This window comes from Trichodesmium erythraeum IMS101, assembly GCF_000014265.1.
Lineage (GTDB): Bacteria > Cyanobacteriota > Cyanobacteriia > Cyanobacteriales > Microcoleaceae > Trichodesmium > Trichodesmium erythraeum.
The window spans coordinates 5,652,457-5,670,311 of the sequence record NC_008312.1 but is presented as its reverse complement, the minus strand read 5'-3'; the positions used below and the strand labels follow the sequence as shown (position 1 = coordinate 5,670,311).

Genomic DNA, 17,855 nt, shown 5'->3' with positions numbered 1-17,855 from the left:
TCCTCTACTACACCTCCTAATTTTTACTATCTTTAAAATACACTTTTCCTAAAGCAGCAGGAGGGGTAGATTTACCTGCTAAACCAATTAAGGCTAATAGAGTAATAATATAAGGTAACATTTTTAAAAATTGATAGGGAATGTTTAGATTAAAAGCTTGAACTCTCAATTGCAAAGCTTCTGTTGCTCCAAATAATAAACAGGCTAAAACGGTATAAACTGGATGCCATCTACCAAAGATTATGGCTGCTAAGGCAATAAAACCTTTTCCACTACTCATGCCTTCGGTAAAAAATTTCACATGAACTAATGCTAAGTAAACTCCTCCCAAACTTGCCAAACAACCGCTAATACTTACGCTTAAATAACGGACTAAACTAACAGATATTCCGGCTGTTGCTGCTGCTTGAGGATATTCGCCAACTGCTCTTATAGCTAAACCCCAACTGGTATTAAAAATGATATAATTAGCAACTATAATTAATAACAATAATAAATAAAATAATAAGTCTTGATTAAAAAATATTTCCCCAATAGGTAATTTTTTTAATCCGAAAAGATTGATTTTTTCAATGCCTGGCAAAGCAATTGTGCCACTATTAAATAATAATCTAGCACCATAAGCAGTTAATCCTGATGCTGCTAAATTTATTGCTAAACTAGAGATTAATTGATTAACTTTTAAACTGATACAAAGATAACTATGAATTAAGCCTAAAATTCCCCCGGCGAAAACTGCTACTAAGGTTCCTATCCAAGGATTTCCAGTAGCAATAGAAACAGCTGCACTGACAAAAGCTCCTGTTAATAACATTCCTTCTAAAGCAATATTAAGTACGCCGGAACGTTCGGAAAATAATCCACCTAAAGCAGCAAAAGCTAGAGGTATAGAAAGTCGAATTGTGGCAGATAAATAGTCAGAAAAAAAGTCGATGTTTGAAAATTTCATTGTAAAAATTAGATGAGTGGGAAACTAGGATTTTTTAAGAGCTGGAAGGAAATAACTGTAATTATTTTTAATTGTTTTTAATTATTTTTTCAGGGAAAAGGCACTAGGAGTATCCTGTTCCCGGTGTTGTTCATTGTTCGTCCCTATCTACCATGACTATACAGGAGTGCTAAAAATTTCCTGGCAAGTTTGTGGGATGTCTTTACTTGGATCTAGACTCAAATGCTAGACTTATTGCTAAAAATAACATTGTTAAGCCTTGAATAACATAAATAACAGTGATCGATACTCCTGCACTACGTTGCATTACATTGGCTCCACTCCTGAGAACACCAAAAAATAAGGATGTTAAAATTACTGCTAGTGGGTTGCTCCGACTTAATAAAGCAATGGCGATCGCGTCAAAACCATAGCCGGGAGAAAAATTTTCAAATAACCGATATTTTGCTCCTAATACTTCTGTACTTCCTGCTAAACCTGCCAAGCCACCGGATAAACCCATTACTGTGATAATAGTTTGTTTAACAGGTATTTTAGCGTAACTAGCTGCAGTAGGGTTTTGTCCCACAGCATCCACTTGATAACCGAAGGCGGTGAAGGACAAGACTATTGCTAAAATAATTGCAATAGCTAAGGCCAATAAAATTCCGGCATGAGCTTGAGTTTTGGGTAAAATTATGGGCAAACGTGCTGACTCAGCAATTAGGGGGGTGTAGGGACTGGGGGCGTTGGGGGCGATAAGTGGCTCATTTACCATATAATTGACAAAGTTTTGAGCGATGTAATTTAGTAGTAGGGTGGTCAAGACTTCGTTTAAACCACGGGCAGTTTTGAGGTAACCAGCGATCGCTCCCCAAATTGCTCCTAGAAGAAAACCTCCTACTAATGCTAGGGGTAAATGTATCCACATTGGTAAATTCGGCAAATATAGTCCGATGACAACACTGCCTAAAGCACCCATATAAATTTGTCCTTCGCCACCGAGATTAAATAAACCTGCTCGTAATGCTATTAATATTCCTAAACTTACTAATAATAATGGTGTGGTTTTGCTGAGGGTATTGCTGAAACCAAAGTAGGTAGTTAGAGATTCTTGGAATAGGGCAGTATAGGCAGTTACAGGGTTAGTTTTTGCTAAGATCATTAAACCTGCTCCTACTAATAATGCGGCTAAGACTGCGAATATTGGGAATAGAATTGACTTAAGAATTTTTGGCATCAAATGATTGGAAATTAAGATATTTTTTTATTCTGTTATACTAAACCTAATAAAACAAATGTGGGTCTGATTAGAAAAACAGTTAAAACCTATACTGGCTCTATTATTAATTGTTCATTTTTATACCTCAACTCCACTTACACCTAATCAAACACACCAAATAAATTTAGATATTATATTAACAATAGTGCAATTTAATACTAACTCTATTATTGTTAAATTTTATACTTTAATCTTACCTACGCTTATTGAACTATTTTAGTTGTGTCACCTAAATATTTAAATCCTTTGGTAACCATTCTAAAAGAATGCGCATTTTTTCGACTATTTCTGACTCTTGAAGAATATTTATGATATCTTTCCAAATTTGGGGCAATACTAATAAATTTTGTGCAAATGGTGTAATTATGCTCATTTGTTTTTGGTCTTTTTCCAGAAAAGGTTGAATAGTTTATAAGAGTCTTTTTTCTGGTGCTTCTAGGTTTCCATCTACCATAAGTACTTTTCGTTTTTTAGTAGTTTTTTCTGAAATCTAAGCTTGAGCTCAAGCTTGGGCATGAGTTGTTCTTCTTACTCCCCCTCTAAATGAATGAAAAGCTATGGTTGGAGGAATATTTGATGGAAATATTTGGGGAGGTTGAAGATCTATATTTTTGTGCTCAAACTAAATAAATTATGGTCTTTCAAAACTAGGTTTTCATTTAGGATTTGGCGCTTTTTGCTCTGTTTATTCAAACCAAATAGTAAGGTTTATTTTTTCTGTTTTCGTGCTTTCTAATTTTATGAAATATTCGCGAATTTATTACTTTTTAATACTCTAAAATTAGGCTCATTATTATCTTGTATTTTTAGGCCTTTTAATATTATAAATATTATGAATTTTTCGATTATTTCTTTAGTTTTATATACTCGAAATCTAGAACCAAAAACTTATTTCCGCCAATTTTTAGCTTCGTTTTTTCTCAACACTAATTCCTATACTTAATTCATCCCAATAACATCTAGCCCAAACTAACTATTTAGGTAATTTATCGGGTTGTATATCTAGCAAAATATCTTTGACATCGACCTAAGTGTAAAGTGGAATATCTGAATGTTTCATTAATTAATATTTTTTTATCAAATTTAGTAGAAAAGTTAAATTTTATACTTTGTATTAACTATTATAGTTTTTTTGTTCCTAGTTGTACAAAAACTTTGACATATTTTTTGTAAAGTTTTTGAGGTAAAGCGATCGCTCTTTCAGATAATTTTTTTTTCAGTTATCAATATACCAGTTATTAATTATTACTTTTATTAAAGTAATTATAGGTTTTATTGCTTCCTATTTCTAGGAAATAACTGATGTTAGGCACCCTATATCTGAAACCCTTGATATTTCCTTTTCAACTAATCACTAAAATTCTTGAAACATTGTTGAGCTGGGTAATATCAGTAAATAAACATAAATCAAGAGGTTGGGTTAAGGCATTAAAACCCAACCTACAATTTCAGAAAAAGGCTTTTTATTAAGTTAAATAAATCTAAAGAATAGGCAAAAAAATTATCTATGTTAAACAAAATTAAAGAATTAGCAACTACTCTAGCACCTCGTCTGATTGAAATTCGTCGCCATATTCACTCCCACCCAGAATTAAGTGGCCAAGAACACCAAACCGCTGCCTATGTTGCAGGTGTATTATCTTCCTGCGGTCTTCATGTGCGGGAAGCTGTTGGTAAAACTGGCATCGTGGGGGAACTTAAAGGTAGTACTAACAATAATCAATGGCTGGCAATTCGTACTGATATGGATGGTTTGCCCATTAAAGAATGTACTAATTTGGATTTTGCTTCTCGTAATACTGGAGTTATGCACGCCTGTGGTCACGATATTCACACTACTGTAGGCTTAGGTACAGCAATGGTATTATCTGAGTTGGGAGAACTTCTACCAGGAGATGTCCGTTTTCTATTTCAACCAGCAGAGGAAATATCTCAAGGTGCAAATTGGATGATTAAAGATGGAGTCCTTGAGAATGTAGAGGCAATTTTAGGAGTCCATGTTTACCCAAGTATTCTTGCAGGTTCGGTGGGTATTCGCCATGGGGCACTAACCGCTGCTGCTGATGATTTGGAATTAACAATTATTGGAGAGTCTGGTCATGGTGCCCGCCCTCACGAAGCCACAGATGCTATTTGGATTTCTTCTCAGATAATTACTAATTTACAACAGGCCATTAGTAGAACTCATAATCCTTTGAGACCGGTAGTGTTAACAATTGGTAAGATTAGTGGCGGTCGGGCGCCAAATGTGATAGCAGATCAGGTCAAAATGTCGGGAACTGTGCGATCGCTTCATCCAGATACCCACAAAACTTTACCTGCCTGGATTGAAAATATTGTGGCCAATATTTGTAATTCTTATGGCGCTAAGTATGAACTGAATTATCGACAGGGGGTACCATCTGTGCAAAATAACCCGGTGTTGACTCAATTAGTTGAGTCAGTAGCTTTGGAGGCTTGGGGTAGCGATCGAGTTATTGTTTTACCAGAGCCTTCTCTTGGTGCAGAAGATTTTTCTATGTATCTTCAAAAAGTGCCTGGTATGATGTTTCGTCTAGGAGTTGGGTATAAAGATAAATATAATTATCCTCTTCATCATCCCCAGTTTGAGGTAGATGAGTCTTCTATTGTTACCTGTGTAGTGGTTTTAGCTTATGCTGCTTATAAATATTGGCATAATCATACAAAGGTAACAACAACTGATAGCTAAAACACGCTCAACTCATAGCAGTTTTCATGATTCAAGGATACAGAGATTTTGGCTTTCAGGGGAAGTTTTGTATTTATAAAGTGAAAACCGCTATTAAATTTAATGGTAGTGGTAAACAAGTAATGGTTTTTCTCGTCTACCTTCTGACAATTAAAGGAATATAGCAACTAATATCTTTTAATATTTTTATCTGTTTAGGACTACCAATTTAATATTATAGAATGAGCTCTCTAACTATAAAAAAACTATAAAAAGTATGAAAAATTCGGCATCTAGAATTTTTGAGCACATTCAACTATACATTGCAAAGTTAAACTGAAATAAAGCCAATTTCACCTTCAATACGAAATTTTTTTTGAGGATGTTCTTTTAAAAATTGCTCGACACCTTGTCTTACTTCTTGTCCCCAGTAATCTAAACCTACATCATGAAGAACTATTTCTCCTCCAGGTCTAATATAACTAGATAGTAATGTTAGGTCTTGTTTTACAGCTTCCTTTCGATGGTTTCCATCTAGAAATCCCAGATCAAATGGTCCGTATTTTTCACAGACTTCTGGACCAATAATTTTTCTGTCTTCAGGTTTAATTCCATAATTCACAACTTTATTCAAATCTTTTTGATTGGGAAAAAAACAGGAAAAAAAACCTCGCTTCAGGGTAAATTTTGTCAAAATTTTTAAGTATAGTAAAACTTTTTCAACAAAATATAAATTAGTCTTTTGATTGTCAATTTTAAATTGTTTAACACAGAGGATATTTTGAAGCTCTACAGGAAAGTCGGCATCTATACAAACAATTTTTGTTTCTGCTAAACACAATCCTAATACAGCAGTAGAGACTTCCACAAAAGTACTAACTTCTAATATTTTTTGAGGCTGTTTGTGACGGCTTATATTAATTAATTTTTCTGCATCATCAAGTTTGATTGAGACATTTTCAAGAAATTCTCTTTCCAGTCCTTGTTCACTAAGAAAATGTAGTGCTTTTTCTCTTGCTTCTTTGACAGTTATCATATTTCAATAATGAATTTTTTCTATTTATAATATCTTTATATATCTGATAACACCCTCGCATGAGAATAATTTTTAACTTCAAAAATTAAATTTTGAAAGTTAAGCATTCAGTTAGGAAGTAACGAATAGGGAATTTAAAATAATTTGAATACAAATTATTTTGACTAAAAGAAAGCTCAATTATATTTGATAATCACAACTAAAAAAAACTAGTTAAACTTAATTATTAGTATATTTTTGCTGTTGCTTCTTTCTCCAGATGATGTGATTAAAAAATTGAAATTATCATCTTTGCCAAGCGTTCCATTCCCTCTTGAATATGCTCATCGGGAGCTGTTAAACTAATACGAATACACTGTTGTTTATGAGGCCATTCTTCTCGTAAACCAGGGAAAAATGAACTACCAGGCACAACAATAATTCCTACTTCCTTCAACTTTTGGTAAAATTCCCAGTCAGTCATTGGTAAATCTTTTAACCACAACCAAGCAAAAATAGCTCCTTCAAAACGATGGAGAAACCAGGGCAAATTTTTTGGTAAAGCTTTTTCTAAAGTTGATTCTAAAATCGAAAATTTATTTTGATAAAAAGGCCGAATTACTTTAGTAGAAATTTCTGCCAGAGCCCCAGAATTAATTGCATCAGTAGCGATCGCCTGTCCATAACGAGGAGAATGAATACACATATTAGTCTGAAACCCTTGCAAAACCTCAATTATTCTTTCATCTCCAATAGCAATGCCAATTCGTTCTCCTGGAAGTCCAGCCTTTGATAAACTCATACAATGAACAATATTGTCCCCAAAAACAGGTTCCATGTCGACAAAATTTAATCCTGGATAGGGAGGAGCATAAGCCGCATCCACCAATACTGGCACACCATAAACATTGGCTTGATGGGCAATTTTTTTGACCTCATCAACACTAATGACATTACCAGTGGGGTTACAGGGGCGTGAGAAAATAACACAACCAGTATTTTCATCAATGACGAGTTGACTAAAGTCGGGACAATATTTGAAGCGATGATCCTCATCATCAATTTCCAGAGTTGGTTTGTAGGCAACTACTGCCTCTGGAATTAAACTAACTCCACCATAACCAGTGTAGTCTGGGCTAAGGGGTAGAACAATTTTTTTCAGAGTTTGGTTGTCAGTATATCCTCCAAAAGCATTAGCAGCATAGAAATATATAGACTGAGAACCAGGAGTAATCAAAACATTGCGATCGCTCAAACTCAACCCATACCGAGAATTAAAGTCATTAACAACGGCATCAATAAAAGGTTGATAACCTTGAGAAGAACCATAGCGTCCTACTACTTCCCCATACTCTGGACTTGCCAATAATTCTGTGGTACAGTCTTTCCATAATTTTTCTACTTCTGGTAAAACAAGCGGGTTTCCAGAACTGAAGTCAAGAAATTCCTGACCTTGACCCCCCCGTAGGGTGGCAATAATATCTGCCATAATAGCCCGCACACCTGTCAGGCGGGACATTGTTGTACCAAATTGACTCAAGGCAGGATTAATCATAGGATTCAATTAATAATTTGGGTTGACATTTGCTTAATTATAGCAAATAGTATATAATTATTATTATGTGTAATAGTTTGACTGTAATATTAACTTTAATGGTAAGCTTATCCTAATTTGATATTGCAAACGTAGTATTATATTTTATTTTTATAAATTAATTCTTTGACTTAGATATAATTTAAAAGGCGTTGATAATTTAAAACATGAATCAATAACTGAACTTATACATTTTTGAATTTGTGATCATTTATTTATTATTGATATTTATTTAGGAATAGTTGAACATATCCAATCGTAAGATTTTGAGTAGCATAAGCTTCGTCTCTCAAATCTGGCATAGCTAATGACTTAAACTAGTTTTTTCCCTTCTATTCTCCCTTGTGTAAGTCTGGCTTAGGTTTGGGATCTTTATAACTAACTGTATAAACTTTCGAACTAGCTTGGGTCACTATCTCTGATAATGAAGTAAAATTGTCAACAATTATTTCGCTTTCACAATTTGAATTGTGGGGTTTGGCGTCAGCTTTTTCTGGCCATTAAATCATAAAAGTTTTAGCACTTCTCAAACTCGCCAATAGATAATTATATTGATAGCGGAACATATCTAACCCCTCACTCTTCGTTTGCTTTTGTTCTGTATTTGGCAAAGATTTATATTAATGAGCTAATACAATCTGTTACTCTTAATTATGATAGTTTTAGTAAGGAATAGCATAGATATATATCATAAGTAAACATGGAATAAATAAATACTAGACTAGATGACAGATAACGGGAAAACTTAGAACAATATTGTCAAACAAGAGAACGGAGTATAGCTGATGTTACTTGACAATTTGACAATGTATTGAAATTTTTGGTGAGAAGGAGCATTTAGTTCCCTTCTTGATGTACCTGTTTTTTCTGGCCTACTCTCAGATGTAACCTTTCTGCTTGGCACTGCTGAGGAGTAAATCTCAAATATTTCAAATTTTCTGATTAAATTTTGATGTCAAAAATGGATACTATAACTATTTGGCAAGTAGATTATTACCGCCGTCCCCTCCAAGATAAACAAGGCCAAAAATTATGGGAATTATTAATTTGCACTCCTACTCGTAGCTTAGAATTTATTGCTATGTGTCCCCAGTCGGAAGTTAAAGCGAGTTGGCTCGTGGCACAACTGCAAAAAATGGCTCAAGGCCAAGGTTTACCAGATGTAATTCAAGTATTTCGACCTCAGTCTTTGGGGTTAATAGAAGTTGCCGCTCAAATGTTAGGATTGAAAATAGAACCGACTAGACGCACAACAGCTTTAAAAGAATGGTTACTGGAAAGGGTGCAACAATATCAGGATATGGAAGCATATACTGGGGAATTTTATGAACCTTTAGTATTAGATGTTCCTCCACCTGTACCATTAGCTGAAAATTTGTGGGGCGATCGCTGGAGATTTGCTTCATTACCTGCTGGTAATATTGGGGATATTATTGAACGCCCTATACCTGTTTTAGAAGCACCAGAATTTCTTTTGCCGTTAAATTTAGGATTATCTTCAACACTACCAATACCAGGAGTAGTTATTGATGGTGGTCGTCAGTCTATGAAATTAGCGAGATGGTTAGAAACTACACGACCATACCTTTTAAAATATATTTCTGGGGATCCTGATGGGTTAATTTTAGAGACGGGGTTAGTAGATCGGTGGGTAGTTGCTACTTTTGCAGACCAAGAAGTATCAGGAGCAGCTCAGGCTTATGAGCAAAGAAAACAGCAGAGCGAAGGACTACATTTTTTATTAGTGCAACCTGATGATTCTGGAATGACTTATAGTGGGTTTTGGTTATTAGAGTCAAATTAAATTGGAAAATTAATTAATCAATTTTGTCAAAGTCTTTATCAAGAAAATAGTAAGTATTTTTTAGCTCAAATACTGTCGTTAAAATTTATTTTAGGAAAGTGATTAAACTAGATCTATTCTTAATACTAATTAGAAACTTATGAGCAATAGATAAATTTTAAAAAAGTGTGAGGAGATTAATAAAATTGAAATCCTTAAAAGCCAATAGTCTTGACTTTAGTTAATAGCTCAATATTTAAAGCTATAACTGAATATTTTTGCTATATTTTTCAACTCATATTATTTGATAATACTAATTTGCTCTACTAATATTTTAATAAACTTTTTTAATCTAGTTGTTTCTTTAATAGATAGTAAAAAAAATCAAAAATAATAACTCTAATCTTGAAATTTTATGAATTGTAAAAATATTTTTTTATAGCTTATTTTTGTGAAAATTTTATAACTTTAATTGTACTATTATTGATTTTTTTATAAACTAAATAATTAGATAATTTGGCAACAAAAGAAAAAAAATTGTATCAATGATAGATATACATAAGAAACTAAAAATGTATAGACCAGAAAAAAAATAAGTTATTAAAAATTATTAATAGTTTTGTTAAGTTTTTTTTGAGCGATATTACGGTAAAATTTCGGTAGTTTTTATGAAGATTTCATAAAAATCATAGATAATTACGAGTATAATCAAAAGATAGATTTTTTTGATTTGTTTTTAACAATTAAAATCACTCCAAAGTAATTTGGCTTCAAATAATACAAGCCTATATCTGGTAAAATATTAGAGTAATAGAAATATAATGAGCAAAGCAAAGATTGGCATTATTGGCGGTAGTGGTCTGTACAAAATGGAAGCACTCAAAGATGTAGAAGAAATCAAACTAGATACACCTTTTGGCTCTCCCTCTGATGCTTTTATTGTTGGTACTCTAGAAGGAATACAAGTAGCATTTCTACCCAGACACAATCGCAACCATACTTTATTACCATCTGAATTACCGTTTCGTGCTAATATCTATGGTATGAAAAGTTTAGGTGTAAAATATTTAATCTCTGCTTCTGCAGTTGGTTCTCTCAAAGAAGAAGTCAAGCCACTAGACCTATTAGTAGTAGACCAGTTCATTGACAGGACAAAAGATCGCATATCTACTTTTTTCGGTGAAGGAATAGTAGCACACATTACTTTTGAAAATCCTACTTGTCCTGAACTAGCAAAGATACTAGCGGATGCTGCGGAAAGTTTAAAGTTAGAAAATGTAAATGTGCATCGTAGTGGCACTTATTTATGTATGGAAGGGCCTGCTTTTTCTACTAAAGCGGAGTCAAATTTATATCGCAGTTGGGGTGCAACAGTCATTGGGATGACAAACTTGCCAGAGGCAAAATTAGCAAGGGAAGCCGAAATAGCTTATGCAACATTAGCTTTGTCTACAGATTATGATTGTTGGCATGAAGAACATGATAGCGTGACTGTAGAAATGGTAGTTAATAATTTAAATAAGAATGTGGCGAATGCTCAAAAAGTTATTCAGGAAACTGTGCGCATATTGAGTAAAAATCAGTTTGTTTCTGATTCTCATTCAGCTTTAAAAGATGCTATTTTCACTCCTTTAGATAAAGCACCTACTGCAACTAAGAAAAAGTTGGAATTATTACTGCAGAAATATATTTAATTTTGAAGGGAGGAGCCAGGACTCAGAACTATTTTGATAAATTTACATTGACTTGTAATAGTGCTCTAGTAAATCAAACCTTGATTTCCTAGAGAGTCCTAACTCCTGAATTCTTGTTGAAAAAACTCTATCTAGTTTTTAGTGGAAGGAAATAATTGAACATGACTAACTCATTAAAACATATTACAAGTTCATCGGTAAATGAGCTTTTGGAAATAGCCAGATAGGAATATCAATACAACTATACATACATTCCTTCTGTAGCAATGTTGGATAAGTTACCTCCTCAAGAATAACCATCTAGTGAATGGTCTTTCTTATTGGCGAAAACCATAGGTCTTCTTTTTATAAATACTCTAATTGCAAACCGAGGAAATTATGGTGATGAAGGAAAAAGAGATGATGTAGTTAAATATATCTGTGAAGTCATCTCTAAAGAAAAAATCTCAACAAAAATTAGAGTTATAGCTAAAGTCAGTAAAATTTTGCTCCAATTGTTGATTAAAGGTGTATCCAAAGATTTTCATGAAATTGATGACCTCTTGTTTTCCCTGATCAAGAAAAATGACTTCTCAATATTTTCTGATATTTTAGGGCGAGCTGTAAAACTTTTAATGGAAGAATAATCAAAAGGTCATACAACTAGCCTCAAAGATTATGAAAAGCTCTTTGCCTATGAACAGCTCTTTCCGAAAAAAGGAGGGATACTAAGCATATTGGTTAATGCCAATGCCAGGGGTATATCAGCTCTCAGTAGATAAAATTGTTGAGGAAGCAAAGGAAGTCTATGACTTGGGAATTCCTGGAGTTATCTTGTTTGGCATCTCTGATGATAAAGAACTGAAGCTATGGGGACTTTGCATGCAAGGTCCCTACAATTTTTTGGTTGTGATGTGAAGCTCATGGGGTAACAAACTTGTAGGTAGGGCTTTAACTCTAATAAAAACCATCTAGTTTTTTATCCCTTTAATTATATACTAATTCCCATGCATTAATGCTAACTCTTTGTAATAATTCAGTTATTAAATAATAAAGATAAAATAAATAACTTTTTTCCTATATCTTTATCTAAGTTAATGTTATTTATTCTTATATTTAATTCTTATTTAATTCTTATTTAATTCTCTACTTCTCTACTTTCTTACTCAATAAAATATAGAAAAGCTTTTGATAAATGCTATTAGATGTAGTAGCTAAATATTATATAGCTTGCAATAGCAACAACCCTAAATCTTTATACAAACCTTTATTTTTTTGAGGGCAACGATGGTGAGTTAAACACCGGGGACAACCATATTCACAATCACAATTTTTTGCTAATGCTATTGCCTTATGAACAAACTTCAACAGTTGATTAAAAATTGCCTCACTCGCTCCATTTCCACCATCACAAGTATCAAAAAAATAACCTATAGTTTCTCCTCCTTGTCGCTGAACAAAGAATTCGACATCTTGACTCGAACTTAACACTACTAATGGAATAGCAGATATGATTTGATGACCCATACTATGCAATGCAATAAAATCAGGATTACAACTCCATAAACATTTCAAATTATCTGGAATTTTTGTTTTATATTTATCCTTAATTTTATACTGAATTTCTCGAATACTTTCCCGTATAGCTTGACTAAAAGCATCATTTATTTCAACCTTAAGAACTGGAGCTTGATATTGAGTTTGATAGGGAGGATCGAAATTCTTTTCATCTAAAACTGTAGTCTTTTCAACTCCTTTTTCATATTTAGTAGCAAGTAGCTGATAACCATTTACTAAAAATGTAACTTCTCCCCAAAATAGACTTAATCTTAATCTCGCGTGGGAAATATTTGTTTGAATTATTTGAGGTATCTCTAGTTGCTGAATCTCTTTAATAGCTAACTGATTATTTGGTACAGTTTCTAAGTTATAATTTTTAGCTAAAGGTTTTAAAATTGCTTGTTTTTGATCTAAGTCAAGATTTTCAGAATGATAGCTTATTAAATCACCATCATAATTTTGAGCACAATAAATTGCTCCTGGAAATACTTCTTTATGCGCCAGACTCATTGGCATTTTTTCAAAGCTTTTTCCAGTATTAACATTGATTAAATCCACATCATTTTGAGCATGACCACGCAAATTAACATTCCGATGAGGATAACCATACCCCCAAAGTTGATTAGAGTTATTAATATATATTTTTTCCTGTTTTAATAAGCTATCAACAATTACTTTAGCTACTTCTCCAAAACGTTTTTTTATTTCACTCAAAGGTATTCCACTTTCGACACAACTACATTCTAAATGTTTGCCCAAAATTGTTGGATAATTAGGATTAAAAGTAGCACTTTCTGCCTCACCATTTAATAATAAATCTGGTTTATTTCCATAGAAATTATCTAAAGTATTTTGAGCTACTGGTAAAAACATAATTAACCCTGGATTTTTCCTTCCTACCCGACCAATTCTTTGTTTCCAAGACATTAAACTACCTGGATAACCACGGACTAAACAACAGTCAAGTTCAGGTAAGTCAATTCCTGCTTCTAATGCAGAAGTAGAAAGAATAACTTTGACTACACCAGTTTGTAATTTTTGGATAATATCCTGTCGCCTATGAAACTCTAAAGAACCATAAAAAATTGCTATTTTATCTGCTAAATAACTCTCTCCATTTTTATCAGCTGTTCGTTTAATTATTCCTAACAATTTTTTGACCGCACTCCTGGAATTAGAAAATACTACTCCAGTCAAATTATAGCGTAACCAAGATAGAATTATTTTGCAAGAATCAGGATTAGCAATCTGGCTTGGTTCCAGAAATAAAATTGTTTTACCCGAGCTATCAGCACCACTTTTTGATATTAGATGAAGTCGTTCTGGTTGGTGGGAGCGATCGCTAAATCTCATTGCCATTTCTGCGGGATTTCCAATAGTTGCTGAACTAAAGATAAATTGTAATTTTTCTGAACTACCGCCTACGATATCTACTACCATTTTTAACCGTCGAATTAAGTTGGCAAAATGAGCACCAAAAGCTCCTATATAAGTATGAGATTCATCTATAACTACATATCGGAGTTGTTGAAAAAATTGGCGCCATTTTTCTCTATCTTTGCTGGTAATTTTATATAGTTGATAATGTAATAAATCTGGACTGACACCTAAAATATTGGGTGGGTTGGGGATAAATAATTTTTTCCTGTTTTCTGAAGATATGTCACCTGTAATTAATCCAATTTTGACAGAATTTTTGGGAAAATATGAGACCATTCTTTCTAGCTTTTGGGTTTGGTCTAATGCCAGTGCTTTGAGAGGAAAAATATATAATGCTCTCGTCTCAGGTTGTTGTAAACATGACTCTAAAATGGCGAGGTTATAACAGAGAGTTTTGCCAGAAGCTGTGGGAGTAAAAATACAAAGATCTAATCCTTTTCTCAGAGCAGTTAATGATTCAATTTGATGTTCATAGAGTTGTCTAATATTGTGTATAATCAGAGTTTTTTTGAGAGTAATTGGTAAATCTTCTGGTAAAGGATAGAGTTTTCCTGGAGTTGGTGGCGTGTTATCTATTGCTACTAAATTATCTAAAAATTCTTGGGCTATTTTTTGAAAGACAGGTCGAGGAATAGCTTCTATTTCTGCTGAGGATATCTTTGATTTTTTGGCTTCTTGTAATTTTTGATGATTAAAATTTTTACCATCTCTGGGATTAATCTCTTTCTTCTTAATTGCTATTTGCCAATCTAAAAAATGTACTGGTTTATGGCTTTCTAAAAAGTCTACAATTAAACGTTTTCCTAATACGGCTGTAATTTGACCTATTCCATGTTCAGGAGAATAGACTTTGGCGCCAATTTTTAACCATTCTGGAGGAGATGGTAGTTGATTTCCAGCTCGAATAATATCAGTAGAGTTTTTCGGTTGATCTGTCATCTTTGCTTGTTTGCAGATAAAGGTAAAAATAGTATCAAAAATATGATATTATAGGATAATAAATTGTAGCAATTAAGTTATTATTTTTAATGGTAATTTAATCAAAATAAAAGCACAAAAATATCATCAAAAAATGTGTCAATATCCATAGTTTTTTTGGCACAATTTATCGGGGAATTATATTATATTTATTCTTGTAAGAGATTTAATTAATTGCTGAATAAGAATATTATTAAGTTAAAAGCATAATTAAAGGTCATCAAAATATTCTTAAAAATGGTTACTTTGAATTGAATAGGAAGTAGAATTGATGATATTTTAATTACTCAAGTTGTTTGTTAAGCAGAAGTAGATAACTTACCTATTTTAAATCCTAACCATTTCATATCTCTTGATGAAAAAAAATAGCAAAACCAGTCGAACTACCAACATAAAATTTACGGCGATCGCATAATATAGATGGTATGTTACGACTCGCCTTTGACATTTCCCAGGAAAACATACCCTACAAGAACTACCCTAATATTTTTTCCTGTATCTCTTTCTATATCTCTTCCTATCTCTCTAACCAAGCTTTCATTTTTCCCGGATTTAATAATCCTAATGGATCTACTTTTTGCTTAAATTCTAACTGTTCAAAATCCGTAGTTTTCATTCCTCCATCTTCCAAAATATAGGTATGAGGATTAAAAATATTTACCCCATTTTCTTCGTGATATTCAATAATTTCATTCAGTCGTTTTTCTGAACTATAACGGACAATTTGTAATCCTACTGGTGTAGTTTGACCATCTATTCGCATAAACTCTAAATGCATCATTACTTCATCCCCAAAATGCCGATACATTTTTTCTATAAGTGCTAAGTTTTTATCACTTGGAAAACCACTTTGTAAATAAGTCAAATTTGTATCTACACTCCGAGCATGTAACGTTGTATGATTCCAAGTAAACTCATATATTGGCGTACCATTCTTTGTCTCTTGAGCAGTTTTTTGATAAGAAATTTCACCTTTAAATTCTTTAACTAAATCCTGAAATAGCTCCAAGTTATATTCAGATATCATTAAAAAAGCACAATGTTTTCCTTGAGGAATTGATTTTTTTAAACCAGCAAAAAAACTAGGTATCGGCCAAGCAAAAATAGTAATCAACTTTTTGACAATTCCATCACTATCTCCTAATGCTTGAGCAAATTTTGCACAGGTCATAAAATCATCAAAAGTTACTATTAATTCTGCCCAAGGATAAGTAGGAGCTAGAGGTATTTCTAATTCAGTAATAATTCCATTTGTGCCATAAGCATGATTAACTTTTTGTACATCATCACCGCGCAATTCTATAACTCTTGGTTCGTCTTCCATAGTAACAACTCGCACTGCAGAAAGATTACCACGATCTCTCAAAGCACCATAATTAATTGAACCAATTCCACTACTACCACCACCAATAAATCCCCCAATTGTAGCAGTACGATAAGTTGAGGGAAACATTCTTAATTCCCAACTAATTTCTTTAGCTTTTTTATCTAAAGCGACTAATTTTACCCCTGGTTCAACAGAAGATAAACCTGGTTTAATCCAATTAATATTATTCATTTTTGTAGTGTCGAGAATTACCCCTCCTTCTAAAGGAATACATTGCCCATAATTACCAGTTCCAGCTCCTCTAACTGTTAAAGGTGCTTGATATTTAACGCAGGTTTTAGCTATTTGTAAAACTTCTGTTTCATTGGTGGGTCTGAGAACTAAATTAGCTTTTTTATCTTTCAGTTTTGATTGTAAAATCGGACTGAAATGATAATAATCTAAGGAGAGTTTAATAACTTGATTTGGTTCTCTAATAATTTCGATATCTGTTAGCTCTGATGCTAAGTCATCCCAATTTATTAGTTTTGTTTTAGTTATTGTCATTGGTATTATAAATTGATCTAAAAGTTGGATTTTGGCATTTATAATACTCCGCGCTTTAGGGCGGGAATATATAGACTTTTCCTGGTAAGGGTTGATTTGTGAACTTAGCTAAAAGTCTTATTTTACTTAGCTTTTAGTAATTTGGGGCTGAGTGGTAAATAACTCGCTCAACCTAAGTATAGCAAGTAATTTAGCCTCTTAATATTTACTTGAACAATTAGCTCTAAAAAAGTCGTATTTGATATATGATTTTTTGACAATTACTTTAACTATCCTGATTTTGCCATATATTTTAATTTTATGCTATAATTATTAATGTTAACTTTAGCCTTTTTAGGTATTTTAAAAAAGTATCTAGTTTTTGTTCCTGAGAGATAACTTTGCGAGTATTTTCTCAGAGCTAGATATAAAAATTAAGGAATAAAGGAATAAATGTATCCTACTAAGCTTGTAGGATAATTTGTTAGTCTAAATTGCTAGGATGATGATGCTATAAAAGTAGAATAATCTGCTTTTTTACATTTTTTATAATATTAGATTGTACATTTTATAGGATTGGGTGATTTGCAATTTATTGCTAATCTTAAAGACCCTACTTTCACGATTTGCTAATTAGTTAATGGTGTGTATCACAAAAAAATAATCTCATTGAAGAGACTTTATTTATTCTTATATATTTCTTGGTTGAGAATTGCGTCTCACGAATATTATATAAATTGAAAATTAGGATTGGGTGATTTGCAATAAATTGCAAATCTTAAACACTCTACTTTCACGATTTGCTAATTAGTTAATGGTGTGTATCACAAAAAAATAATCTCATTGAAGAGACTTTATTTATTCTTATATATTTCTTGGTTGAGAATTGCGTCTCACGAATATTATATAAATTGAAAATTAGGAATATAGTAATTCCTATAATTAGGAGGTCAAAATTTGTTTTTAGTGCGGAAGTAGAAAACCCACCCCTAATACCATACTTTTAATGTACACTAATATTAATAAATTACTTGACATTTAAAGTTTGAAACTATTTGTGA

11 protein-coding genes and 1 pseudogene are annotated in these 17,855 nt (G+C 32.7%); 5 read left to right on the top strand and 7 right to left on the bottom strand.

All coding sequences use genetic code 11. The features are described 5' to 3' along the window. Positions 1-16: 16 nt before the first annotated feature. From TERY_RS17730 to TERY_RS33460, 3 genes are all read right to left on the bottom strand, one after another. Entirely contained in the window at positions 17-949 is a 933-nt protein-coding gene (locus TERY_RS17730) for an ABC transporter permease subunit (RefSeq protein ID WP_011613085.1), read from the bottom strand. 202 nt (positions 950-1,151) lie between these two features. After that, positions 1,152-2,093: an ABC transporter permease gene (locus TERY_RS17725; RefSeq protein WP_370495770.1), complete on the bottom strand. Its 942-nt coding sequence runs from the start codon at positions 2,091-2,093 to the stop codon at positions 1,152-1,154. A 346-nt stretch (positions 2,094-2,439) separates the two neighbouring features. Beyond that, positions 2,440-2,583: a hypothetical protein gene (locus tag TERY_RS33460; protein WP_155994478.1), complete on the bottom strand. Its 144-nt coding sequence runs from the start codon at positions 2,581-2,583 to the stop codon at positions 2,440-2,442. Between the two features lie 1,134 nt (positions 2,584-3,717). Here TERY_RS33460 and TERY_RS17720 point away from each other — a divergent pair. Further along, positions 3,718-4,920: an amidohydrolase gene (locus tag TERY_RS17720; RefSeq protein ID WP_011613083.1), complete on the top strand. Its 1,203-nt coding sequence runs from the start codon at positions 3,718-3,720 to the stop codon at positions 4,918-4,920. 310 nt (positions 4,921-5,230) lie between these two features. On the opposite strand, the gene TERY_RS17715 is transcribed toward TERY_RS17720, so the two are convergent. Together TERY_RS17715 and TERY_RS17710 are read right to left on the bottom strand one after the other, a co-directional pair. Continuing rightward, on the bottom strand, positions 5,231-5,935 hold the full coding sequence (locus TERY_RS17715) for a class I SAM-dependent methyltransferase (RefSeq protein WP_011613082.1): 705 nt from the start codon (positions 5,933-5,935) through the stop codon (positions 5,231-5,233). Positions 5,936-6,203: 268 nt separating this feature from the next. Then, positions 6,204-7,466, bottom strand: a complete 1,263-nt coding sequence (locus TERY_RS17710; protein ID WP_044137761.1) for a valine--pyruvate transaminase — start codon at positions 7,464-7,466, stop codon at positions 6,204-6,206. 1,012 nt (positions 7,467-8,478) lie between these two features. Between TERY_RS17710 and TERY_RS17705 the strand changes: the two genes are divergently transcribed. The 4 genes and pseudogenes from TERY_RS17705 to TERY_RS33455 form a co-directional block, all read left to right on the top strand. After that, positions 8,479-9,312 (top strand): Tab2/Atab2 family RNA-binding protein, encoded by an 834-nt coding sequence (locus TERY_RS17705; RefSeq protein WP_044137759.1) that lies wholly within the window; start codon positions 8,479-8,481, stop codon positions 9,310-9,312. An 800-nt stretch (positions 9,313-10,112) separates the two neighbouring features. After that, a complete protein-coding gene (locus TERY_RS17700) occupies positions 10,113-10,985 on the top strand; it encodes an S-methyl-5'-thioadenosine phosphorylase (protein WP_011613079.1) in 873 nt (290 codons plus the stop codon). A 320-nt stretch (positions 10,986-11,305) separates the two neighbouring features. Beyond that, positions 11,306-11,611, top strand: coding sequence for a hypothetical protein (locus TERY_RS17695; RefSeq protein WP_011613078.1), 306 nt, complete (start codon positions 11,306-11,308; stop codon positions 11,609-11,611). Between the two features lie 103 nt (positions 11,612-11,714). Continuing rightward, positions 11,715-11,840 (top strand): annotated as a pseudogene (locus TERY_RS33455) (porphobilinogen synthase); the annotation flags it as partial. Positions 11,841-12,185: 345 nt separating this feature from the next. On the opposite strand, the gene TERY_RS17690 reads toward TERY_RS33455, so the two are convergent. Both TERY_RS17690 and TERY_RS17685 read right to left on the bottom strand, forming a co-directional pair. Beyond that, positions 12,186-14,903, bottom strand: a complete 2,718-nt coding sequence (locus tag TERY_RS17690) for a DEAD/DEAH box helicase (RefSeq protein WP_011613076.1) — start codon at positions 14,901-14,903, stop codon at positions 12,186-12,188. 556 nt (positions 14,904-15,459) lie between these two features. Continuing rightward, positions 15,460-16,815, bottom strand: coding sequence for an FAD-binding protein (locus tag TERY_RS17685; RefSeq protein ID WP_011613075.1), 1,356 nt, complete (start codon positions 16,813-16,815; stop codon positions 15,460-15,462). Positions 16,816-17,855: the final 1,040 nt, after the last annotated feature.

Coding starts and splice junctions, on each gene's coding strand:
- TERY_RS17730 (WP_011613085.1), bottom strand. CDS start 949: ATGAAATTTTCAAACATCGACTTTTTTTCTGACTATTTATCTGCCACA.
- TERY_RS17725 (WP_370495770.1), bottom strand. CDS start 2,093: ATGATCTTAGCAAAAACTAACCCTGTAACTGCCTATACTGCCCTATTC.
- TERY_RS33460 (WP_155994478.1), bottom strand. CDS start 2,583: ATGAGCATAATTACACCATTTGCACAAAATTTATTAGTATTGCCCCAA.
- TERY_RS17720 (WP_011613083.1), top strand. CDS start 3,718: ATGTTAAACAAAATTAAAGAATTAGCAACTACTCTAGCACCTCGTCTG.
- TERY_RS17715 (WP_011613082.1), bottom strand. CDS start 5,935: ATGATAACTGTCAAAGAAGCAAGAGAAAAAGCACTACATTTTCTTAGT.
- TERY_RS17700 (WP_011613079.1), top strand. CDS start 10,113: ATGAGCAAAGCAAAGATTGGCATTATTGGCGGTAGTGGTCTGTACAAA.
- TERY_RS17690 (WP_011613076.1), bottom strand. CDS start 14,903: ATGACAGATCAACCGAAAAACTCTACTGATATTATTCGAGCTGGAAAT.
- TERY_RS17685 (WP_011613075.1), bottom strand. CDS start 16,815: ATGACAATAACTAAAACAAAACTAATAAATTGGGATGACTTAGCATCA.